This window comes from Polycladidibacter stylochi (assembly GCF_001562055.1).
GTDB classification, from domain to species: Bacteria; Pseudomonadota; Alphaproteobacteria; order Rhizobiales; family Stappiaceae; genus Pseudovibrio; species Pseudovibrio stylochi.
Genome location: NZ_LLWE01000042.1, coordinates 162,299 through 185,476, shown reverse-complemented (window position 1 = coordinate 185,476; position 23,178 = coordinate 162,299). Strand labels below are relative to the sequence as shown.

General features: G+C 46.1%; 20 protein-coding genes and 1 tRNA gene. 11 read left to right on the top strand and 10 right to left on the bottom strand.

The features are described 5' to 3' along the window. Positions 1-196: 196 nt before the first annotated feature. From gyrA to AYK67_RS16630, 4 genes are all read left to right on the top strand, one after another. A complete protein-coding gene (gene gyrA / locus AYK67_RS16645; RefSeq protein WP_156453208.1) occupies positions 197-2,893 on the top strand; it encodes a DNA gyrase subunit A in 2,697 nt (898 codons plus the stop codon). A gap of 139 nt (positions 2,894-3,032) precedes the next feature. Further along, positions 3,033-3,545 (top strand): pantetheine-phosphate adenylyltransferase, encoded by a 513-nt coding sequence (gene coaD / locus AYK67_RS16640; protein WP_068089545.1) that lies wholly within the window; start codon positions 3,033-3,035, stop codon positions 3,543-3,545. 44 nt (positions 3,546-3,589) lie between these two features. After that, on the top strand, positions 3,590-4,093 hold the full coding sequence (locus AYK67_RS16635) for a peptidylprolyl isomerase (protein WP_068089656.1): 504 nt from the start codon (positions 3,590-3,592) through the stop codon (positions 4,091-4,093). Between the two features lie 53 nt (positions 4,094-4,146). Then, a complete protein-coding gene (locus AYK67_RS16630; protein WP_068089653.1) occupies positions 4,147-4,608 on the top strand; it encodes a peptidylprolyl isomerase in 462 nt (153 codons plus the stop codon). A 198-nt stretch (positions 4,609-4,806) separates the two neighbouring features. Here the strand turns inward: AYK67_RS16630 and AYK67_RS16625 are convergent. The 6 genes from AYK67_RS16625 to AYK67_RS16600 form a co-directional block, all read right to left on the bottom strand. Beyond that, positions 4,807-4,881: transfer RNA gene (locus tag AYK67_RS16625), tRNA-Glu, on the bottom strand. Between the two features lie 158 nt (positions 4,882-5,039). Continuing rightward, positions 5,040-5,477: a lactoylglutathione lyase gene (gene gloA / locus AYK67_RS16620; RefSeq protein WP_068089542.1), complete on the bottom strand. Its 438-nt coding sequence runs from the start codon at positions 5,475-5,477 to the stop codon at positions 5,040-5,042. Between the two features lie 16 nt (positions 5,478-5,493). Then, positions 5,494-6,150, bottom strand: a complete 657-nt coding sequence (locus AYK67_RS16615; protein WP_162265136.1) for a DsbA family oxidoreductase — start codon at positions 6,148-6,150, stop codon at positions 5,494-5,496. 47 nt (positions 6,151-6,197) lie between these two features. Then, the gene (locus AYK67_RS16610) at positions 6,198-7,424 is read right to left on the bottom strand and encodes a hypothetical protein (RefSeq protein WP_068089535.1); all 1,227 of its coding nucleotides are present in this window, start codon (positions 7,422-7,424) and stop codon (positions 6,198-6,200) included. A gap of 30 nt (positions 7,425-7,454) precedes the next feature. Beyond that, a complete protein-coding gene (locus AYK67_RS16605) occupies positions 7,455-9,092 on the bottom strand; it encodes a class I adenylate-forming enzyme family protein (RefSeq protein ID WP_068089532.1) in 1,638 nt (545 codons plus the stop codon). Positions 9,093-9,128: 36 nt separating this feature from the next. Further along, a complete protein-coding gene (locus AYK67_RS16600) occupies positions 9,129-10,988 on the bottom strand; it encodes an extracellular solute-binding protein (RefSeq protein ID WP_068089530.1) in 1,860 nt (619 codons plus the stop codon). Between the two features lie 307 nt (positions 10,989-11,295). Here AYK67_RS16600 and AYK67_RS16595 point away from each other — a divergent pair, with 307 nt between their 5' ends. Next, complete coding sequence (locus tag AYK67_RS16595) at positions 11,296-11,913, top strand: invasion associated locus B family protein (RefSeq protein ID WP_068089525.1); 618 nt, start codon at positions 11,296-11,298, stop codon at positions 11,911-11,913. Positions 11,914-12,021: 108 nt separating this feature from the next. On the opposite strand, the gene hspQ is transcribed toward AYK67_RS16595, so the two are convergent. From hspQ to AYK67_RS16580, 3 genes are all read right to left on the bottom strand, one after another. Further along, entirely contained in the window at positions 12,022-12,345 is a 324-nt protein-coding gene (gene hspQ / locus AYK67_RS16590) for a heat shock protein HspQ (RefSeq protein WP_082735894.1), read from the bottom strand. Between the two features lie 321 nt (positions 12,346-12,666). Then, the gene (locus AYK67_RS16585; RefSeq protein WP_068089519.1) at positions 12,667-13,698 is read right to left on the bottom strand and encodes an HpcH/HpaI aldolase/citrate lyase family protein; all 1,032 of its coding nucleotides are present in this window, start codon (positions 13,696-13,698) and stop codon (positions 12,667-12,669) included. A gap of 95 nt (positions 13,699-13,793) precedes the next feature. Beyond that, positions 13,794-14,705, bottom strand: coding sequence for a lysophospholipid acyltransferase family protein (locus tag AYK67_RS16580; RefSeq protein WP_068089516.1), 912 nt, complete (start codon positions 14,703-14,705; stop codon positions 13,794-13,796). Between the two features lie 224 nt (positions 14,706-14,929). On the opposite strand from AYK67_RS16580, the gene AYK67_RS16575 reads away from it, so the two are divergent. After that, entirely contained in the window at positions 14,930-15,883 is a 954-nt protein-coding gene (locus AYK67_RS16575; RefSeq protein ID WP_068089512.1) for an AEC family transporter, read from the top strand. Here AYK67_RS16575 and AYK67_RS16570 read toward each other — a convergent pair. Then, entirely contained in the window at positions 15,880-17,151 is a 1,272-nt protein-coding gene (locus AYK67_RS16570) for a UbiH/UbiF family hydroxylase (RefSeq protein ID WP_068089508.1), read from the bottom strand. The two genes, AYK67_RS16575 and AYK67_RS16570, sit on opposite strands and share 4 nt — an antisense overlap. A 187-nt stretch (positions 17,152-17,338) precedes the next feature. On the opposite strand from AYK67_RS16570, the gene AYK67_RS16565 reads away from it, so the two are divergent. The 5 genes from AYK67_RS16565 to AYK67_RS16545 all read left to right on the top strand — a co-directional run bounded on the left by AYK67_RS16565 (position 17,339) and on the right by AYK67_RS16545 (position 23,120). Further along, complete coding sequence (locus AYK67_RS16565; protein ID WP_208976326.1) at positions 17,339-18,286, top strand: DUF2182 domain-containing protein; 948 nt, start codon at positions 17,339-17,341, stop codon at positions 18,284-18,286. Positions 18,287-18,321: 35 nt separating this feature from the next. Continuing rightward, positions 18,322-19,026, top strand: coding sequence for a CDP-alcohol phosphatidyltransferase family protein (locus AYK67_RS16560; RefSeq protein WP_068089506.1), 705 nt, complete (start codon positions 18,322-18,324; stop codon positions 19,024-19,026). 483 nt (positions 19,027-19,509) lie between these two features. Beyond that, positions 19,510-21,141 (top strand): ABC transporter ATP-binding protein, encoded by a 1,632-nt coding sequence (locus tag AYK67_RS16555; RefSeq protein WP_082735893.1) that lies wholly within the window; start codon positions 19,510-19,512, stop codon positions 21,139-21,141. Next, a complete protein-coding gene (locus AYK67_RS16550; protein ID WP_068089503.1) occupies positions 21,131-22,213 on the top strand; it encodes an ABC transporter permease in 1,083 nt (360 codons plus the stop codon). The genes AYK67_RS16555 and AYK67_RS16550 overlap by 11 nt, the downstream gene beginning before the upstream one ends. After that, on the top strand, positions 22,200-23,120 hold the full coding sequence (locus AYK67_RS16545; protein WP_068089500.1) for an ABC transporter permease: 921 nt from the start codon (positions 22,200-22,202) through the stop codon (positions 23,118-23,120). The genes AYK67_RS16550 and AYK67_RS16545 overlap by 14 nt, the downstream gene beginning before the upstream one ends. Positions 23,121-23,178 lie beyond the last annotated feature (58 nt).

Below are 23,178 nucleotides of genomic sequence, written 5' to 3'. Positions count from 1 at the left end.
AATAACGGTTTATGCGCTTTTGGCTGTGTGCATAGAGGTAAATGAGAGTGGTTACGTTTGGTTCTGTGAATTGAATCGTATATAGATAATGTCGATTATAACCAATTGATGAGAATAGTCCTTGGCTGAACAGGATCAAACACCACCTCAAGGTGGTCTTCCCAGTGATATTAAACCTATTTCGATCACTGAAGAGATGAAGCGCAGTTACCTTGATTACGCCATGAGCGTGATTGTGTCGCGCGCGCTCCCTGATGTACGAGATGGCTTGAAACCGGTCCACCGCCGTATTCTCTATTCCATGTACGAGAATGGCTACGAGTGGAACAAACCCTACCGCAAATCGGCCCGTGTGGTCGGTGATGTGATGGGTAAATATCACCCTCATGGTGATGCGGCAATTTATGATGCGCTGGTACGTATGGCGCAAGACTTCTCCATGCGCTTACCGCTGGTCGATGGGCAGGGCAACTTTGGCTCTGTAGATGGCGATCCGGCGGCTGCTATGCGTTATACCGAGTGTCGCTTAGAGAAAGTCTCGCACACGCAACTTTCGGATATCGACAAGGATACGGTTGATTTCCAAGAGAACTACGATGGTTCGGAAAAAGAACCTGTCGTGCTACCGGCCCGCTATCCCAATTTGCTGGTGAATGGCGCTGGTGGTATTGCTGTTGGTATGGCCACTAATATTCCCCCACATAATCTTGGGGAAGTGATTGACGCGGCGATCGCCTTGATCGAACGGCCTCACATGACACTCCCAGAGTTGATGGAAATTGTTCCGGGACCTGATTTCCCGACCGGTGGTATCATTCTCGGCCGAGCAGGTATCAAGAATGCCTATGAGAACGGCCGCGGTTCGGTCATTATGCGTGGTAAGGTCAGCGTTGAAGAAATACGCGCCAATCGTGAAGCGCTGATTGTGAGCGAGATACCTTACCAGGTTAACAAGGCCTCAATGATCGAAAAGATCGCCGAATTGGTACGTGATAAGCGTATTGAAGGTATTGCCGATATTCGTGATGAGTCTGACCGACGCGGTATGCGCGTTGTTATTGAGCTCAAACGCGATGCGGTGGCGGATGTTGTGCTGAACCAGCTCTACCGTTACTCGCAGTTGCAGCAGTCGTTTGGCGCGAATATGGTTGCCCTAAATGGCGGCCGTCCTGAGCAGATGACTTTGCCTGCCATGTTGAAGGCGTTTATTGCTTTCCGTGAAGAGGTTGTTGGGCGCCGTACGCGCTTTTTGCTGGCAAAATCACGCGATCGTGCCCACATTCTTGTGGGTCTTGCTGTAGCAACCGCCAATATTGATGATGTTATTCACCTCATCCGTACGGCACCAGATCCAGCCACAGCGCGGCGTCAGCTTATGGAACGTAATTGGCCGGCCCGCGATATTGAGCCGCTCATTAAGCTGATTGATGATCCACGCTATGCCATTGCCGAAGATGGTACTTTTAAGCTGTCCGAGGAACAGGCGCGTGCTATTTTGGAACTTCGCTTGCAACGTTTGACAGCGATTGGCCAGGAAGAGATTTCCGACGAGTTGGATAAACTGGCTGTCGAGATTAAGGACTATCTGGATATTCTACATTCGCGTGAGCGCGTGCTGGAAATTGTTCGCACTGAACTTGAGGAAGTGAAAAGCGAATTTGCTACCCCAAGGCGGACAGAAATCACCGATGGTGGTGGTGACTTAGATGATGAAGACCTGATTGCCCGTGAAGAAATGGTGGTGACCGTTTCTCATGGCGGTTACATCAAGCGTGTGCCTTTGGATACCTACCGTGCTCAGCGGCGCGGGGGTAAAGGGCGCTCTGGCATGGCGACCAAAAACGAGGACTTCGTCAGCCGCTTGTTTGTGGCCAATACCCACACGCCGGTCCTGTTCTTCTCCTCACGCGGGATTGCCTATAAAATGAAAGTGTGGCGTTTGCCGCTGGCAACACCGCAGGCCCGAGGTAATGCGCTGGTGAATATGCTTCCTTTGGAAGCGGGGGAGCGGATTACAAGCATTCTGCCCTTACCGGAAAATGAAGAGAGCTGGAGCGAGCTGGATGTCATGTTCGCAACAACGCGCGGTACTGTGCGGCGCAACAAGCTTTCTGATTTTGCCCAGATCAACAAGAACGGCAAGATTGCCATGAAACTTGATGAGGGTGATGGCATTGTCAATGTGTTGACCTGTACGGAAGACAATGATGTGTTGCTGACGAGTGCGGCGGGACAATGTATCCGCTTTGCCGTGAATGATGTGCGGGTGTTTAACTCACGAAATTCTGTTGGTGTGCGCGGTATTAATTTGGCTGAAGGGGATAAAGTGATCTCCATGGCCGTATTGAACCACTTTGATTGTACTTCAGAAGAGCGGACAGCCATTATGAAGCTTTCCCGTGCAGCACACGGGGATGACGAGGGCGATTCCAGTGGTGATGACACATCGGCTTTGAGTGAAGAGCGTTTTGAGCAAATGAAAGCCTCTGAAGAAGTCATATTGACAGTTTCAGAAAACGGTTATGGCAAGCGTAGCTCTTCATTTGAATATCGCACTACCGGTCGTGGTGGTAAGGGCATTACGGCAATGGCGGTGAATGAGCGTAATGGGCCACTGATTGCCTCGTTCCAAGTGGAACCTCGTGATGAGATTATGCTGGTGACCAATGGCGGTCAGCTTATTCGTTGTCCGGTTGAGGGAATACGTGTTGCAGGTCGCTCAACGCAAGGTGTGATCGTATTCAAGACGGCTGTCGATGAACAAGTGGTTTCAGTGGAACGCATTAATGAGGTTGAAGAAGAGCAGGGGGATGAACCTGGTTCAAGCGGGGAAGATCAGCCGCGTCTCGATTTAGATGTGAGCAGTCCACCGTCTTCCGACGAAATCCATTAGATCATAAAAAAAGGGGGCCTTTGCTCCCTTTTTTCTTTGGAATTAAAACTATTCGAATGCGTTGCGGCTGGACCAATTACATTTTATTGTAAGTGGCTTTCTTTTGATTGAGTGAACACGCTTCGAATTCGAGGGGCAAATGAAACGTATTGCTTTATATCCTGGATCATTTGATCCACTTACATTCGGACATTTAGATATTATTGAGCAATCTTTAGCTCTCTGTGACGAGTTGGTTGTTGCAATTGGTATTCACCCTGGCAAAGCGCCGGTGTTTAGCTTTGAGGAAAGAACTGAAATGATCCGCCGCGTTTGCGAGGAACGGTTTTCCCAAGCTGAAGCCCGTCGGGTCCGAACGATTTCTTTTAGCGGGCTGGTGATTGATGCAGCACGTGAAGAGGGGTCGCAAATACTTGTGCGCGGCCTGCGCGATAGCACAGATCTTAATTACGAAATGCAAATGGCGGGTATGAATGGTGCGATGGCACCTGAGGTTAAGACCGTGTTTTTGCCAAGCTCACCACCGATGCGCCCTATAACTGCGACATTGGTGCGCCAAATCGCAAAAATGGGGGGTGACTACTCGGCGTTTGTACCATTATGTGTTGCTCAGGAATTGAAGCAGCGCTTTCTTTCCGGTGCTGTAGAATGAAAAGAGGTATGAGAGTGAATAAAATACTTGCTGCAATAATTGGGATGTTGTCCTTACTTAGTATTTCTATACAGGCTAAGGCAACGGATTTAGAAAACACTCTCTATCTTGATTTGAAAGATGGCCGTGTGGAAATCGAGTTGTTGCCCGATGTGGCTCCCGAGCATGTGAAGCGTATTAAGACACTGGCACGCCAAGGTTTTTATGATGGAATTGTCTTTCACCGTGTGATTGATGGTTTTATGGCGCAAACTGGTGATCCCACTGGCACAGGCCGCGGCGGTTCTGAGCTGCCCGACTTGAAGGCGGAATTCTCCGATGTTCCATTTACACGTGGGACATTAGGCATGGCGCGCTCGTCTAACCCGAACAGTGCAAACTCTCAGTTCTTTATTATGTTTGCAGACGGTCCATGGCTTAATGGCCAATACACTGTTTTTGGCCGGGTAACGAAGGGTATGGAGTTTGTTGATGCCATTAAGCGCGGCGAACCTGTACAAAACCCTGATAAAATTGTGCGTATGCAGGTTGCGGTTGATGCGCAGTAAAGGTTATTGCTTGTGCGGTAACTATTTAAAATAAGGATGGGCCTGTGACTGATATCAAAGACCCCGAAAACACACTCTTGATGGAAACCACTCAAGGTGATGTTGTGATTGAAATGCGTCCTGAGCTGGCACCAAACCATGTGGCACGTATTAAAGAATTGGTGCGCGACGGCTTTTACAATGGCATCGTATTCCACCGCGTAATTGACGGCTTTATGGCCCAGACCGGTTGTCCTATGGGCACAGGTACTGGTGGTTCTGGCAAGAAGCTGAAGGCAGAATTCAACGAAGCCAAGCACGTACGTGGCACTTGTTCTATGGCGCGTTCTATGGATCCGAATTCCGGTGACAGCCAGTTCTTTATTTGCTTTGCTGATAGCTCTTGGCTTGATGGTCAGTACACTGTTTGGGGTCAGGTTGTTTCCGGTATGGAAAACGTTGACAAGATCAAACGTGGTGAGCCTGTACAAAACCCTGACAAAATTGTGAGCATCAAAGTGGCTGCTGACGCTTAAGCTTACAGAAAACTTGTTTGAATAAGCCGCGATGACCCTGAGTTGTCGCGGCTTTTTTGTGGGAGAAAATGATGATGATATGAAAACCTATAAATAATACTTGGCCAGCCCTGATAGGGGCTGTTGAACAATATGAAATGCAATCTTATAGCGCAAATTGCAAACCAGTAAAATTTCAAGGAAGATATTAAAGGGTGGTGGTACGCCCAAGGGGAATCGAACCCCTGTTTCCGCCGTGAAAGGGCGGCGTCCTAACCGCTAGACGATGGGCGCTTACCACTTTGCAACACCTTAGTGTTGCTCGGTGAGAGGGCTTATAGGGGGAATTTTTAATGCTGACAAGAGCTAAATGTGCTTTTTTATAGTTTTTCCAATACTGAGGAAAACCGTATCCCAAAAGAACAGCTTTTTGTGGGACACGGCGTTTCTTTTTACCAAGAACCTGTATTTTTCATGGAATTCCAAGGCTCTTGAGGGGGAAGGGCGCTGCCCTTTTGTAAAAGCTCAATTGAAATGCCATCTGGCGATTTGATAAAGGCCATGTGACCGTCGCGAGGGGGCCGTAATATGGTGACGCCTTTATCCTGTAAGTCTTGGCATGTTTGGTAGATGTTGCCGACTTCGTAAGCTAGGTGACCGAAGTTTCTACCGCCCTCGTATTCTTCTGGGTCCCAATTATATGTTAGCTCCAAAAACGGGGCGTTTGTTGTGTCTTCATTTATATCTTGAGGGGCAGCCAGAAAGATAAGTGTAAAACGACCGTTTTCATAGTCGGATCGTTTTACTTGCTTCAAACCGAGCTTGTTACAGTAGAAGTCAAGGGCGCTTTCTAGATCTTTGACACGCACCATCGTATGTAAGTACTTCATTTTTTTCCTTTGTCTTTTAGCTCTCAGCCATGGTTGATTTTGCGAACTTTATTGCGGCGCTGATGGTCTCAATACTTTCTTCCCCCGATAGGGTGTATTGGTTATTAATAATTATAAAAGGCGTAGCAGCGATACCAAGAGATTTAAGGTTTGCATCAATTGACTTCACACGCTCTATGTCTTTTGGGCTTTGCAGCCATCTTTCAATTTCCAAAGTGTTGATATCAAGCTTTTTAACGAGTGAAATCAATTGATTAGTATTCGAGATATCTATGCCATGCGAAAAGTAGTTTTGGAAAATGATTTCTATGCACTGCTTCTGATAGGGCGTGTCGGCAAGCCATTGAACCACTCGATGACAATCGAGCGTGTTGGGGATATTTGTTATTTTAGAAAAATCGAACTGTATGCCATACGCTTCACTCTCACTTTTGAGCGGGGGTAAGATTTTGCGTAAATTCTCTTTTGATCCGAACTTCTTTTGAAGGAAATGGTTTCTATCCACTCCGGTCGCTGGTAAATCCGGCTCAAGTAGGTAAGGGAGGTAGTTTATTCGCTTTTCTATATTTTTTGTTTGCTCAATAACGTTGTCAAGTTTTTTTAAAAAAATGTAGGACCATGGGCAAATGAAATCCAAAACTACTTCAATGTTGAGTGCAGGAGCTGTTTGCAAAGCAATATAATCCTTAAATATCAATGGTTAGGTACTGCTTTACCCACCTAACCATTACCAAGGCCTGTGGTTTGCACCATCAAAAGAATGCGTGATGACAACTCATCCAGCCCTTGCTTGCTTCTTAACACGGCTACAGGGCCATAACCTTCGACGTTTGCGACAAAATCCTCATCTCTGCACACTGCCATCGCGATGGATAGAACTGTGCCGGTAAGATGGTCGCCGTTATTGGTCAACTGGCTGAGCTTACAGTTGGTAAAACGTTCAATTAGCTCTAACAGGTTCAGCTGATTTATGGTTTCTCCGCGTCGTTTTGTGGAACGTTTTAAGCCGTTCATATAAAGATCAAAGACCCGCTTCGAAACGACACCACTGTTATCGCTACGTGATAACCATTGGCTTGATCGTTGCAGCATGGCATCGCTTATTCTTGAGCGGCGCTGTGACCTTAAAATGACGTTTAAGTGGGAACGAAAGGCCGAGGTTGTTGTGCCTTTGAAGAGAACGGCACTGGCACCAGAACTATATAGACGCTCTGTCTCGTCAATATCATGACAAATTGCGATGATTGGTAATCGTTGTGTGCGAAAGATGTTAGGTATTTGCGGAATAATATTCACGGTTGACCATTCCGGGCAATCGATGACGACGGCGTCAATTTTCTGTTTGTCGTCTGCGGGAATGGCAAAAAGGTCCTCGTTATTGCCAAATTCAATAATTTTGCGCCCAGTTATATTTTGTATTAGCTGAGCTTTTTGATGATGGCCATATAATAGGATCGCTCTTGATTGGTCATGCGTAGTGCGTTCTGTTAGTAAGGGACCAAAGAGCTTCCGTCTGACCTTCGCCTCTTCGGCACGAATGATAAACCGTTGTAAATGTTCAACTTCGTCAAGTAATGTTTGTATTGGGACAGGCTCGCAAAAAACGCTATGTGGCTTGAGGTCTGGGGGAATGATTGCGTTTTGGCTGGCGAAAATAATGAATGGGATTTCAATTTGGCTGATACGACGAAACTGCTTGATTAATTGTATATATTCAATTGTTTCGGGTGGATTGACTGTGCGCCAAGTTAAAATAACAGCTTTGGGCAGGACATTATGAGCCGAAAAGGCGGCTTTAACGGCTTCGGAGGATTGGGCTATGTGAAAAATAGTTTGTGCTGAAGTGCGCCAGCCCCAGCGGTCGCGCAGATGGTGGTTTCCTGGCGCGATAACCAAGATTTTATTGGCAGTACTTTGTTGTATGTCCGTTGCGCCGTTTTTATTCACGCTGTTATTCTTCTCCTACCGGTACCTATTTTAAGCCACAGCTCCTTTTAAAGCTGGTTGTACGCGTATTGCGAGTTGTTCTCGATCTATTTGGCCTCGTATGTCTTTAGGTAATCTCTTCAAGGCTATTATTTTATGCGGCAAAATGGCTAGGCTCACTCTTGCGGCATCTAAATAAGCGTAGAAGTCATCTACTTCCACCATGCGGCTGTCCTTAGCGACAACGGCTACCATGAGGCGATGACCTACGATTTCATCCTCCACTAAAAATGCTGCAGCTTCCTTTACACCGGGAAAGCCAGTGAAAATATCGTCAAGACGAGGTAAATCCGTCATCCCCGGGGCATAGCTTTCAGGCCGCTTGAAGCCGTAGATAATGGCATCATTCTCTTCGCAAATATCGAGAGGAATATTTGTTTGCAGCTCGCCGCTTTCACTAAATGTAAATGCAGGTTTTTTATCGGGCCAGGCAACATCTGGAACCATAGCGCCTTTAAAAGAGGCGTGAATGTTTTCGGGTAAATCCTGTTCTGCAGCACTTATTTCAAGCAGCGTCGGGGCATGTGGGCTGGCTGATGGTGCACTGATGCTTCCCATTCTAAAGGAATTGGGAAGGGTACTTTGACCGCGTAGCTTTGCAACCATGCCATATTCTTCTGCAATATGCAGATCATAGAATTCACCTTCTGGCTTGTACTCAAGTGGCGTCATTGCCGCCACATTCCATGCCGCGATAACTTTTGTCCCCCAAGAAGCCAAGGAGCTATCTACGTTGGGAGCAATAGAGCCAGGCACAACGATATAATCGGCTTCAATCCAGCGCGCATGATCAATGAGCGAGTGAAGGGCAAGGGGATGGTGCAGGTGCAAAGTTCCTTCGGAAAGTAACCATGGCACTAAACCCGCGCCAAGCCCGGTGAGGCCGGAGAGGATGTAAGGAATGACAAGCTTTGCAGCGGAGGGCAAGCGCGTTTCCAAAAAGGGCATTAAGCCAGCTGCAACCCAATGGTTATGACTGCGCGGTATCGGCTTGGGGCCTGCTGGGGTATGAACCCATGTGAGTGTGGCAATGTGGTTGGCTGCATGCCCTTGGCGAGAAATGCGTGGCTCGGGAAACGCTTCGGGCGATTCTGCAATCATTGGTGCCATATCAATGAGGCCATCCGGTAATTGCTTGCCCAGCCCGAAGACAAATTTTAGGGAAAAATAATCGGCTGCCGTATTAAGCGCATCTTCTCCAAGCATTCGTGTTTCAACCCGGTCAGCGGTGATCAAGGCTTTGGCACCGATATCACTCAAGCATGGTAGAATTTCACTATGACGCCAGTGCAGTGGGAAGCTGGATACAATCAAACCCGCTCGAAGTGCTGCTAGAATACACAATACTGTATCTACAGTATTGGGGGATTGGATGGCGATAATATCATCGGGTTCCAAGCCAACAGTATTAAAGAAACCGGCAATGCGGCGAATTTCTGTTTCTGCCTGTGCATAGGTTAAAGACCTTGGCGCACCGCCGGTCCAGTCTTGACGGTCAGGAGCATCTACCAGAGCGATGCGGTTCGGGTTATTTTGTGCAGCCCTGCGAAACAGGGCGTCTAAGGTAACATTTCCCCATACACCGCTTTGGTTATAACTTGTTATTGTTTTTTCCGAGGACAAAATCATATAGCAGGCTGCTCCTGAAAGTCATAATCGCTTATTTTAATTGTTTTTTACAGTTTGCCACCATGTGTCAAACTGTACCCCATATAAAGGGGTTGTTTTAGGGTGCGAGAGTTTTTTCCAAGTTGCCCACCACTCTGCCGGAGGGTGATAGAGCGGGATTGCGTAGGCACCTGATATTAGAACTCGGTCGAGTGCTCTAACCGTTGCAACAAAATCTTGCTTTGAACGTGAGGCCACAAGCTTATCCAGCAAAGCATCAATAGCAGGTTCTTTCGCACCTACTATATTACGAGAGCCTTTTATATCAGCTGCTTTTGATGACCATCGGGCGTACTGTTCGCCACCAGGAGAAAGTGAGGCAAACCAAATGTTAAAGGTGGCATCAAAATCAAAATTTGTTCGTCTCTCTTCAAACTGAGCCGCATCTACCATTCGGATACTCATTGAAATGCCGATGAGCTTCATTGTCCGTTGTAAAACAAGTGCGACCTTTTCTTCATCATTATTCTTAATCATGACTTCAAATTGCATTTGTTTGCCGGTACGCGAGTTTAAAAGGCGGCCCGAGTTTAGCTTATAGCCAGCTTTGCCGAGCATGTTTAAAGCTAATTTGAGGGTTTTTCGATCAATACCGTGGCCATCAGGTTCGGCCGCGTGCCAAGTACCGTTCATTACATCTTCAGGAACCAGGGCCGGGTAAGGACTTAGTAATTCCCGCTCTTTTGGGGATGCTGGGTGAGATATAGATGAAAGCTCAGAGTGATCCCAGTAACCGTTTGTACGCACGTATAGATTGCTGAATAGTGTGCGGTTGATCGTTTTAAAATCAAATAGCATAGATAGGGCACGGCGCACTCTTACATCGGAAAAAACTTCTTTTCTGGTGTTAAATGCCAACCCCACTAAATTAGGGGGCGTTTTTCTTGTGAAGGCTAGATTTTGAAGATCGCCTGCTTTGGTGGCAGGAAATGTCATTGTTTCAGTCCAAAGCGCAGGACTGGTGAAGACCATTGTGTCGATTGCGCCTTTTTTCAATGCTTCAAGCATGGTGTTATAATCGCGATAGTACTCGACGATGATTTCATCGAAATTATCAAAGCCACGTTTTTGTGGCAGGTCCTTTGCCCAATAATCTTTCGTGCGCTCATAAACCGTACGACGACCCGGTTCTATGGCTTTGAACTGGTAGGGACCAGTACCCACTAGAGGGGTTAACGTTGTATTTTCGAAAGAATTTGGATCTGTGGTTTCACTATTAAAAATAGGGGCTAGCGATACCAATAGGGGCAATTCGCGGTCAGAACCATCTTTGAAATGTAGTTTAAGTGAATTTGGCCCAGTCTTTTCAAAGTTGGTAACCTTTTTATACCAGGAAGAGTAGGGGGGGCGTGCGTGATCGCGAAGGGTTTTGAAAGAAAAAACAACGTCTTCTACAGTTAACTGCTTTCCATTCGAAAAGTGAGCTTTAGGATTTAGGCGAAACTCGATCCAGTTGCGCTCCTCTGGCATGCGAACTGCTTCAGCTAAATGAGTATATAGTGTGAATGGTTCATTGTTATTTCTAATGAGTAAGCTTTCGAGGATATTATTACCCATGGGGCGTTCGCGCATGCCGCGCGCCGATGTCCACGCCCCTTTAAGAGCATATGAATTTAGTGAGTTAAATGTTCCAAAGACACCAAATACAACTTTACCTCCTTTGGGGGCATTGGGGTTGGCGTAGGCGAAGTGATCATAATCGGCTTCAAGTGCAGGTGTGCCGATCATCGAAATGGCGTGTTGCCAAGGAATATCCTCAGCTGCATTAACATTAACTGGTAAAAAAGCGGCAATAAGAAGCAGCGTTGAGATGCATATTTTTTGAATTAAGATTCTGTAATACCTTAAAAACACCATTAAATCCCCCTAATCAGACTGGTTGAGACTACCAGTATTCCGCTTTCGAACAACCCCTAGTATAAGCAGCTTTGGAAAAGCTTGAAACTTTGGGCATTCTACAGGTGGAAATTTGTTGCTGACATGTTTAAAGAAAGAGTGACTGGCATAAGTGACAGGCTTACGAACTGTCAATTACCGTTTAACGTAGTTTCTTAGCGTTAGCTTGCTTGCGATAGGAAGAAATGCACGTTAAGTCTGTCATGACCAAAGGAGAGGTTCTAATAAATCGTTTAGAGCAACTTCGAAAAGTTAAGGATATTTTGGGATGGCCAATAAATTTTGGAATTTTTTGACAGCTGGTGCCTTTGCTGCTGTGACAATGATAGGAACAGCGGGTCTGGCGCAAGCCCAGAGCGCTAACGACCCTTGGATAAAAGTATGTAATACGGACCCTAAGTCCAAAAAAGAATTTTGTATGATTACGCAAGAGCTGCGGACAAAGACTGGACAGCTACTAGCTCAAGCTGTTGTTCGCGAAATTTCTGGGGAAGCCCGTAAACTGTTTCACGTTGCTGTTCCCCCTGGAATGTTGATACAACCAGGTGTTCGCATTCAAATTGATGGCAATAAGCAAAGTGAAGCAAAATACACAATATGCTTTCCTAATGCCTGTATTACTGAAATGGTGATTGATGCCAACTTTATTGGCGCGATGAAAAAGGGCAGCAAGCTGATTATTACGACTTTCAATCAGCAAGGCAAGCCGCGTCCTTTTGAGTTGACCTTGTCAGGGTTTACCAAGGTTTATGACGGCGCAGCTATGAAGCCCGAGGAGCTGCAGGCAAAACAAGAGCGTTTACAAGCTGAATTGCAAAAACGCGCTGAGGCAGCGCGTCAGCGCTTAATCGAGCAGCAGCATAAAGCGAGTGAAAATGCCAATTAATAACTGGTCGTAATTTGGCTATTCTATTGGGGCCTCCGATTTCTAATCGGGGGCCTTATTATTAGGGTTGTTTCTCGGCACGTTGTATGTCGGTCTGTGGTTAGCCTGTTAATGCAACTCAACATCGCGCGGTTTGTAAGCGCCATTTTCATCTTCAAAGAAAATTTCGTTTATTTGTGGGTGTGATACTGGTGTACCGCTTTGATCCAATTCCAGATTTTGCTCGGAAACATAAGCCAGATAATCTGTCTCGGAGTTTTCAGCCAAAAGGTGGTAGAAAGGCTGGTCCTTATCGGGGCGCACATCTTCAGGTATTGATTCCCACCAATCCTCGGAATTGTCAAAGGTCGGATCAACGTCATAAATTACACCACGAAACGGGTAGATGCGATGACGTACGACCTGCCCAATACCAAACTTAGCTTCTCTCATTTTCTCCATAGCATACCATTACACCAGAACTATTTATCTTTCTGGACTTTAAAGCGCTCGGCGCATTGAAGTGTTGATACGGTTTAATGCACGAGGCAAATAAACGGCGCTGCCATCAAAGACGTCAAACCATCATTACCCTAGTAAATCAGATGGTTCACGTATGATAGAGGCAGCTGTATCAACACAGTTAAATATAGCTCACGAGACTATTATATCGCAAGAGCGGAACTAATGGCATGATTTGAATTAAAGTCAAGTCTTCTATTGATTGTCTTTAACCCTTACTAGCTGATAACAGTGAAACTATTATCCGCTAAGTTACATTTCTTTTTTTGCAATGAGATCCGCCAGATCAGCCAATACTTTTGCTTGCTTCCATGTGGCATCATCTTGCATTTTGCCATCTATCATCACGGCACCTGCACCATTGGGCATCGCTTGTATAATACGTCTTGCAAAATCGACTTCTTCTGGGTCTGGTGAAAAGACACGGCGTGCGATTTCAATTTGAGAAGGGTGGAGTGTCCAGGTCCCCATACATCCCATAAGAAATGCATTGCGAAATTGAGCCTCGCAGGCGTCAATATCAGCAAAGTCGCCAAAGGGGCCATAGAATGGTTTAATGCCGTGAGCCATACAGGCATCTACCATTTTGCCAAGTGTATAATGCCAGAGGTCTTGTTGATAGTAAGCCCGCTCAGGTTTGGAATTATCTTCAGTGTTCGAAGGATCAGCCAGCACTCTGTAATGTGGGTGACCACCACCAACACGTGTTGTTTTCATACCACGCGAGGCGGCAAGATCAGCGGGCCCTAAGCTCATGCCTTGCATACGTGGCGAGGCTGCCGCTATGGCTTCGACATTATTCACGCCTTCTGCTGTCTCTAGGATTGCATGAATCAATATCGGCTTTGTAATCGCGCTACGAGCTTCAAGCTGAGCAAGCAATTGGTCAAGATAATGTATATCCCAAGGGCCGTTTACTTTCGGTAGCATTATCACATCGAGCTGGTTACCACATTTTTCGACTATTTGTGTTATGTCGTCTAGTACCCAAGGGCTTTCGAGTGAATTTATACGCACCCACAAGCCTGTTTCGTTCCAGTTATTCTCTTGGGCAAGTTTAATAAACCCTTGGCGCGCATTTTGCTTTTCTTCAATTGGGATAGCGTCTTCTAGATTGCCAAGAACAACATCAACCTGCGAAATAATCTGTGGCAGTTTCTGGTGGATTTTTTCCAAATGCGGGGGGATAAAGTGAATCATTCGCTCCACTTTTGTGGGCATTTGTCGAAAGGGCTGAGGCGCTCCCATGGCGAGAGGGGAATAGAATGAGCGATAATTTTTCATAGGGTGCACTCCAACTGTATAATGTTGGTTCAACTCTAACAGAAATTGTGCACTGCAAAAATCCACCTATTGGTGGAGTTTATTCTTCTCCGTTCCTATGTAAACCACTTACGCATGATCCACATCCAAGCACCGGGGTCTTCCTTGATCCAGTTTTCAAAACAGTCGTGAATGGCCTGTGTGGTAACTAAAGCATCTTGGGTGCGATTTTTTGTAATGGAAACGGGGATTTCTTGCGCCCGAATATTGAAATGGCTTCCATTTGTTCTCTGCGCGTAGATAGCCACCAACGGCACCTTGAAAGCGCGGGCCAACAAAGCGGGGATATGTGTTGCCGTGGCTTCATTACCCATAAACTTGATTTGAACGCCTCGCTTGTCTCGCACGTCAGCGACAAAAGCAACCGAACCGCCCTGTTTGAGTACAGACATTAATTTCGGCCCTGTGCTGTGGCTTTTTTGAAATAAACCGTATTTGTAGAGGGGGAGACGGCGGCGCATTAAAAAGTCCTCAGAGCGCTTATTTGATAGTGCCTGATAGACCCCAGCAATACCATTTCCAATGGCATCGGTGCGCAGGCCCGCGACCTCCCAGTTTCCAGCATGAAGCGTTACATAAACACATGCTTTGCTTTTGGAAGTTGCATTATCTAATACGTTCTGATCGATTATGGTTGCGCGTTCGGGCTGTGCAATCAATTGGTCAAGTAAGAGTGTTTCTGCTGCTACGCGGCCCAAATTTTCCCACATTTGCAGGAGTATTGTATCTTGCTGCTGCTTTGATAGTTCAGGGAAAGCGGTTTGCAAGTGTTGGCGTGCTCTTTCGTGGCGTTTGGTTAGCGGCGCAATAACGCGCCATGATGTCCCCATAAAAGCGGAGGCACGATCCAAAGACATTGCCCTTAAAATGCTGCTTACAAGAATTAGGCCCAAATATTCTGAATAGTTTGCCAGATAGGATAGTGCTCCCCTGAAAGGTTTTATGAGTGCTTTGTATTGTGAGAACATCTTAAACAGAACAAACTTTTCATTTTGGCAGACTGCTGATGCATTGACTGCGATAAGGGCGTTACTAGGAAGGTTCAATACTCTTTAAATCCAGTGAAATCAATTGTGGTGTGATAATAAGTTCCTATAGGATATACTGCTTTGATGGAAAACGATGCTATCCTGCCTTGAAGTGGTGGGTAACAAGTAATTGTGATCACATATCTAGGGAAAAGGGGTAGGTGATGATTGAAGTTTTTACTTTAGCACTTCCCTTCTTCCTATTGATATTTATAGGATATATCTCTGGCAGGTTGGGGCGACATCCTAAAGACGGCCTTTCCTGGATGAATTTTTTCGTTGTTTATTTGGCTCTGCCAGCCCTGTTGTTTCAAATGGTTGCACAAACGCCATTAGATAAGCTTGCTTCCTTTGATTTTGTGGCCGCGACAACGGCAGCTACCTATTGCGCATTCACGCTTGCCTTTTTTGTCGGCGTCTTGGCGAGTTCCGGCAGGATGGCAGATGCAACAATTCAAGCGCTTGTGGGGTCGTATTCAAATATTGGCTTTATGGGACCGGGGGTTACGCTTGCCGTTTTGGGGGAGCAGGCTGCTGTGCCGACAGCTTTGATATTATGTTTTGATACCATATTGTTGTTTGTGCTCGTGCCATTACTTATGTCGATTAGTGGAAATCGACAACAGAGCTTGCTGCAAGTTCTGGTGTTAATCACTGTGAAAATTGGCACGCACCCTTTTATTATTTCTGTTGCCGCCGGTGTTCTTGTGGCTGCATTGAAGCTTAGCTTGCCAACTTTTCTCGATGAGACGCTTTCACTTCTTCGAAATGCGGCAGCTCCTTGTGCTTTATTTGCCATGGGTATTACTGTTGCGCTGCAAAAAGGTGAGCGATTTACCGCTGAAATACCTTTGCTGTTGCTTATGAAGCTGTTTTTGCACCCGGCGCTTGTTTATCTGCTGCTCAGTTTCGTCGGGGGGGTCGACCCTGTTTGGCTTGCTGCAGCCGTTTTAATGGCAAGCCTACCACCTGCGGCAAATGTTTATATTATGGCACAGCACTATCAAGCGTATGAGCGCAGAGCCTCCAGTGCTGTTTTAATCGGCACGCTTGTTTCCGTTATTAGCGTGCCCTTGATGATATATTTGGTCAACACCTATATTTTACCAGGCAGCTAGCCGTTTCTCTCATTACTTGCTTTGCGCATATTCTTAGGTGTGCGCCACATGGGGGCGATGCCCTCGTTCATTATCAGGCGCCGTAGGGGGGGGAGAGATGCGAGCGTGTAAAGTCCTATTGAGCGCACCATTTGAATTGGAATTGCGTTGGAGAGTAATGATCTATTGAGTAGGTCGACAGCTGTTGTACGCGTACTGACGTCTAGTTTACGTTTTTGATCATATGTTTGTAAGAAGGTTTCATTACCAATCTCTGGAGTTTCAGGGTCAGTTTCAAATGCGGATGTAATCTGACTGCTTAGCTGCGCAATATCGCGCATTGTTAGGTTTAGCCCTTGTGCGCCTATGGGCGGGAAGGCATGTGCGCTTTCACCTATGAGGACGGTGCGTTGATGGGCAAGCTTATTCACGCTAAAGCCAGACATAGGGTAAAGTTGCCGCTTGGAAGAAACGGTGAATTTTCCGAGCGTGGAGTAAGCTAGTTTTTCCAAGGCGAGTGCCAACTCATCATCGGTTAAAGCATTCAGTTCTTCTGCCTTTGAGGGGGAGAGGACGCAAACCAGAGAAGATTCATTTCCAGGCATCGGCACGAGTGTAAATGGGCCCGTTGCCCGGTGGAACTCTATGGATGTATTATTGTGTGCTCGCTCGTGTTTGAGGTTCAGTACCAGCGCCGTTTGTGGGTACTGCCATTTTTTAATATTTATATTTGCCAGCTCACGGCATTTCGAGTTACGTCCATCAGCGGCAACAATGAGTTGACTGGTGAAAGTTAAGGTATCGCTTAATCTAACTAGTCTACCTTCCTCATATTCATCACATGTTTCAAATGTAGTGTTGTGCCATGTAATGTGAGGCGATTTTTTAAGCTGAGCAACGAGAGCTAGGTTTAAGTCTTTATTTAAAATATTGTAGCCAAAAGCATCTTGATTTATCTCTTCAGCTCTGAAAATTGTTTCCGGTGCGCGTATGAGCCGTTCTGTGGCATCAATTATCCGCATATTCTGCAGTGGCGTCACCTTACTGGCAAGGGGTTGCCATAGGTCGATATTTTCAAGAAACTGTTTTGATGCTTGCATCAACGCCGTAGAGCGGCAGTCTGTCAAGCTTGGTTGAGGTCCAACGAGGGCAATGTTGAAACTAGGAGGCAATTTTCCATTTTCAATCTGTTTTGATAGTGCTAAGGCGGCAATTATACCTGCAGGTCCTGCACCAACGATTGCTATACTATAGTTTTTTGGGGGCATTGATTGAGTGATTTTTTGCATTGAATTGCCATCGCTTCGTCGTTTCTATTGGCAATCTAGGTATTTCTTCTGTTAAAGCAAGTCTTGCCATGGGCGTGAATGCAAGACATCTCATATTTGTTTATATGATGGTTCTCTGATAGCTGTGTATATGGCCTATCTTGTTTCGTTAGGCAGCTGTTGTCGTTGGGTTGTGGGGTAATGAGTTATGAGCGGTAATAAAATGTATCGGCCAGAGACTGCTGGTGCGCTATATCGGTTTACTCACACATATTTGGCATTCATTATTGTTGCAATTGGCATGATGGCAGGCTGGTTGTACTTAGGGCTGATGGTTGCCGATATGGTGCAGCGCATGGATATGGGGCAAATGGGCCCCGGTATGGCACTGTTTAACGAAATGAACATGTTTGCAGGGCTTGCGCCAGAAGTTCGTGCGCAACTGGCGGCTTTATGCTTGCCGCTAGCGGGTGAGTCTTTTGGTATGCCAGATCTCATCAGTTTCAGCTTCTACGACTTTACAATGGTATTTATCATGTGGCTGATGATGGTGTTGGCTATGATGTTGCCTACAGCTTATCCGATGCTTTATAGTTACCATAGTCGGCGTTCTGACTGGGCTGTCATTTGGGTGGTGCTTGGGTATATATGCGTTTGGGGCGTATTTTCATTTATTGCCAGCGCATTGCAGCTTGCCTTACATGCCTTGGGTGGGTTGAACCCCATGATGGCACCGGCACTATCGTTTTTTGCAGCCTCAGTCATAATAGTCGCGGGTTTTTATCAGTTTACATCTTTTAAGCAGGCATGCCTTTACCGTTGCCGTGTCCCTGTAATTGCCAAGGCAGTGGATGCCAGTTGTAAATCGATGAAGTCACCCGGTAAGGCAAGCTTTGAATTTGGATTAGAGCAGGGTGTTTATTGTCTTGGCTGCTGCTGGGTTTTGATGTGTTTGATGTTTGCCGTAGGGGTTATGAACATCTTCTGGATCGCAATACTTGGTCTTGTGATGGCGCTTGAAAAAAGTTATGGAACTCGACAGTTAAGTTATGCTATCGGGGTTCTGCTTCTTATATGGGGTGGTGGTTATTTATATTTTGCTACTGATGAACTGCCCGTTCTACAACACTTCATTGACCGGCTTATGGGTACATAATCTAGATAGATTAATAACAGCAAAGGGCTAAAATAGTGCGCTTGAAAAATAATAATAAGCTATTTGCAATACACTTGCTCACAGCACTAGGGGCACCATTGGCTTTACTTGCTGTTATTGCTGGCGCACAAAATGATTTGCCATTGATGTTTCTTTGGTTGTTTATCGCTCTTTTTGTTGATGGTTTGGACGGGCCTTTAGCGCGCCACTTTGAAGTTGCCAAGCGGTTACCTCGTTGGAGTGGTGCTATTCTCGATTTAGTGATTGATTACGCTACCTATGTTTTTTTACCCGCCTTTGCGCTTTACCAAAGCGGCCTAACCTCTGATTTGTGGGCATTAATATGCGGCTCAGTTATCGTATATAGCGGTGCGATTTATTTTGCAGATGGTAATATGAAAACGCGCAGCGGCGGCTTTAGCGGTTTTCCAGGTGTCTGGAATATGGTTATTGCTGTTTTGATTGGGTTACAGGCTTCGCAAAGCGTCATTTTATTTATGGTCGCCCTTTGCACAATACTAACGTTTTTGCCTGTCGAGTTTGTTCATCCTGTCCGAACAAAAATGTGGCGTCCTTTTACACTGATCGTATTGGCTGTTTGGGTCGGGGGCTTGGCTACTTCATTTGCTCAAAGCTTTGTAATCTCTGATCTGGTGTATTGGGTCATAACTGCCACGAGTTGTTATCTTTTTGCAGCAGGTGCCCTCCAGCAAGTCATAATTGGGCAGCGCGAAAATTAATCCGCAGCTTTGCATTATTTTTCGATTCAGTAATATTTTTTCGCGCCCGAATTGATGTTGAAATACCCGAGTTTTGTAGGGTGAAAAAAATGTATTGTGGAGAAAAATCCATCACTTTTATAGTGATGGATTAATTAAATTATTGTTTTTATTGATATTTATCAACTTCTCACGCTGAGAGATATTACCATACGAATGGATAAACGCGCCCTGCCAATTAATTTCGTTGTTCTAGACCTTTTCAATTGGTTCACTATGAACTAAAGGAACGGCGAACAAGACGATATGGACATCATTTAAGTCATAATCCCCTAGAATAGCTAGGGTTTCTTTAGATATGTGTGTCAATTTGGTGTGGTCTTGGCAACTTTAATTATTGCTATGACAAATAGAAACAGGTGAGAACGTACAGCTATGTGGTTTGTGCGCCTCTTGTGCTTTCTCCATTGTGTTTTTGGAGTATTTTGCCATCTGTTATCTTGAATGGTCTTGCAATCATACCCGGTTTTACGGGAGAGAAGAAGGGGTTCTGTTATCGTGCCTGATGAGCTGCAGACCAGTGGTGAGGATGATCATGCTGATTACCTCATTGAAGCACGTAATATTTCAAAACAATTTGGCAGTACCCTTGCGAACAATTGTGTAAACATTGCCATTAAGCCTGGAGAAATTCATGCTTTACTTGGTGAAAATGGTGCCGGAAAATCTACACTCGTAAAAATATTATACGGCGCCCTAAAAGCAAGTTCGGGAACGTTATTTTGGAAGGGGAAACCTGCCGAGGTTTCCAGCCCCTCAGCTGCGCGTAAGCTGGGAATTGGAATGGTTTTTCAGCATTTCTCGCTGTTTGATTCACTGAGCGTTACCGAGAATATTGCACTTGCCCTGCCAAAAGGATTTAAAAAGAAGCAACTGGCTGAGCAAATTGCACGTGTATCGCACTCCTACGGGTTGCCGCTTGATCCGCATGCATTGGTTGCAGATTTGCCCGTTGGTGTGCGCCAGCGCATAGAAATTGTGCGTTGCCTTTTACAAAACCCTGACTTGATTATTATGGATGAGCCGACTTCGGTTCTAACGCCTCAAGAGGCCGAGCAGCTATTTGTTACCTTGAAGCGACTTACTGACGAAGGGTGTTCCATTTTATACATCAGCCACCGGTTGGAAGAAGTGCAACTCATATGCCATAACGCGACGATAATGCGGCATGGGAAAGTTGTACACTCATGTGATCCCTCCAAAGAAACGGCTGCAAGCCTTGCGCAAATGATGGTGGGTGGAGAAGTTCACTCTATTACATCGCACCGACAAACAGCAACAAGTAAGACGCTGCTCGAAATTGATGCGCTCAGCCTTGAAGGTAGCGGTCCGTTTTCTGTATCTTTAAAAAATATAAGCTTACAGGTGCAAGGTGGCGAGGTTGTTGCTATTGCCGGTATAGCCGGGAATGGGCAAGGGGAGCTCTTTGATGTGCTTTCGGGTGAAACGCGCCTAAAAGATAGCTACGCAATAAAATACCTTGGCGTACCTTGTGGTCGACGCAGGGTGAATGCGCGCCGCCGCCTTGGGGCTGCTTTTGTCCCGGAAGAGCGGCTGGGGCATGGCGCTGTACCTGATATGTCCTTGACAGAGAATGTTTTGTTAACGCGCCATCGTAGTGGTGATGCGCTTGTTTCTGCTGGCATGGTGAACAAGTCGCTGTGTCATGCGCTGGAGGCACGCATTATTGATGAATATGATGTTCGTATGGCTCACCCTGGATCGGAAGCGGGTGCTCTATCAGGTGGGAACCTGCAGAAATTCATAGTTGGCCGGGAACTCGACCGACGCCCCAGAGTGATGGTGATAAATCAGCCGACATGGGGTGTTGATGCGGGGGCGGCGGCACTCATACGTCAGTCAATCATTGATCTGGCACGCAGTGGGGCTGCTGTGGTTGTTATTTCTCAAGATCTTGACGAAATCTACGAAGTTGCTGATAGAATTAGCGTTATTTCCCGAGGGCAACTCTCAAAGGCGGAACCTGTCGCAACTATTAGCCGTGAAAAAATAGGTCTTCTCATGGCTGGAATGGCAGAAAATCAACAGGATAATGAGGGTCCTTATGCGGCTTGAACTTGTTAAAAGGCAAGAGCATTCACGGCTAATGGTCGTCGTTTCTCCTATTCTTGCTATTACATTAACCGTAATACTTGGTGGCGGAATTTTTGCGCTTTACGGGGTTTCACCGCTTGAGGGGCTCTATGCGTTTTTTATCGAGCCGCTGAATAGCTATTGGTCTCTTGAAGAGTTGCTTGTAAAGGCAGGGCCGCTAATTCTCATAGCGGTTGGTTTATGTGTCTGCTTCCTCTCAAATACCTGGAATATTGGGGCTGAAGGGCAGTTTACGATTGGCGCTATCTTTGGTTCAATAATTCCGATTTTATATCCTGAATGGACTAGTGGCTTTGCATTGCCCGCGATGATCCTTATGGGTGCAATTGGCGGTATGCTTTGGGCTAGCATTCCTGCCTTATTGAAGACCCGCTTTGGCACGAACGAAATTCTTTCCTCGTTAATGCTCGTGTATGTTGCCCAGTATCTTCTTGATTATCTTGTGCGCGGACCTTGGCGCGACCCGGACGGATTTAATTTCCCTGAAAGCCGCATCTTTGATAGTGCACATGTCCTTCCCAAGTTTGGGGATGGACGCTTACACCTCGGGGTGTTGATAGCAATTGTTGTTGCTATTTTAATCTGGTTCTTACTGAGCAAAACCTTGAAGGGTTTTGAAATAAAAGTACTAGGGCAAAGCCCAAGGGCAGGGCGGTTTGCAGGATTTTCCAGTAATCGAATGGTTTGGTTTGGCTTTTTGCTTTCTGGGGCTTTTGCTGGTTTGGCGGGAGTGTTTGAAGTTAGCGGATCCATTGAACAGCTAACCCCTGTTATCTCTCCTGGCTACGGTTTTACGGCAATTATTGTTGCATTCTTGGGACGATTGAATCCAATCGCCATTATCTTTGCGGGACTGTTACTAGGCCTATCGTATATTGGCGGTGAAGCAGCACAAGTTAGCCTTGGCATAAGCAATAAAATGACAAACGTATTTCAGGGAATGCTGCTCTTTTTTGTATTGGCCTGCGATATACTCATACACTATCGGGTTCGACTGGTTAACCCTAGGGAGGCCGGTAATGACGTGGCTTGAGCCTATACTACTCACAATTGTTACGGCTTCTACACCGCTGCTATTAGCGGCTCTTGGTGAGCTGATTTGTGAACGTGCCGGAGTTTTAAACCTCGGTGTCGAAGGGATGATGATAATCGGAGCTGTTTGCGGTTTTGCTGTGGCGCATACAACGGGTTCTATGAGCCTTGGTGTTATTGCTGCTGTTGTCTGCTCGATGATAATGTCACTTCTCTTTGGTTTTCTCACATTACATTTATTATGTAATCAGGTAGCGACCGGCTTGGCTTTAACTATCTTGGGCCTCGGGTTGTCCGGCTTGATCGGTGAGAGTTTTATTGGTGAACCCGGACATAAGCTTCCGCAGCTTGAACTGCCGTTTTTAAGTGAGCTGCCTTATGTCGGTCGTCTTTTATTTGCACAAGATGCCCTTGTTTATATTTCAATACTGGGCGTTATTCTGGTTTCGTTCGTATTGTTTCGAACCCGCCTAGGGCTAATCATACGCGCAACGGGTGATAATCACCGCTCCGCGCATGCGTTGGGCTATTCTGTACGCAAAGTGCGTTATGGTGCTGTTTTGTTTGGCGGGGCATGTTCCGGTTTGGCTGGGGCCTATCTTTCTCTGGCCTACACACCGCAGTGGACAGAGGGGATGACAGCAGGTCGCGGATGGATTGCGTTAGCGCTGGTTGTATTTGCCTCTTGGCGGCCATTACGTTTGTTATTAGGCGCTTATCTCTTCGGAGCTGTGTCTGTTTTGCAATTTCATGCTCAAGCATACGGAATTGCCTTGCCATCGCAATTAATGTCTAGCCTGCCTTATATCGTCACTATTTTTGTTCTGGTGATTATCTCGGGCAATAAGCAACTTACAAAAATAAATACACCGGCATGTTTGGGTAAGCCATTTCGTCCTGACCGATAAAGAATTCTGTTTGCGTTATATTAAGCGGCTCGTATGGCGCAAAAACCTTCCAAATTTG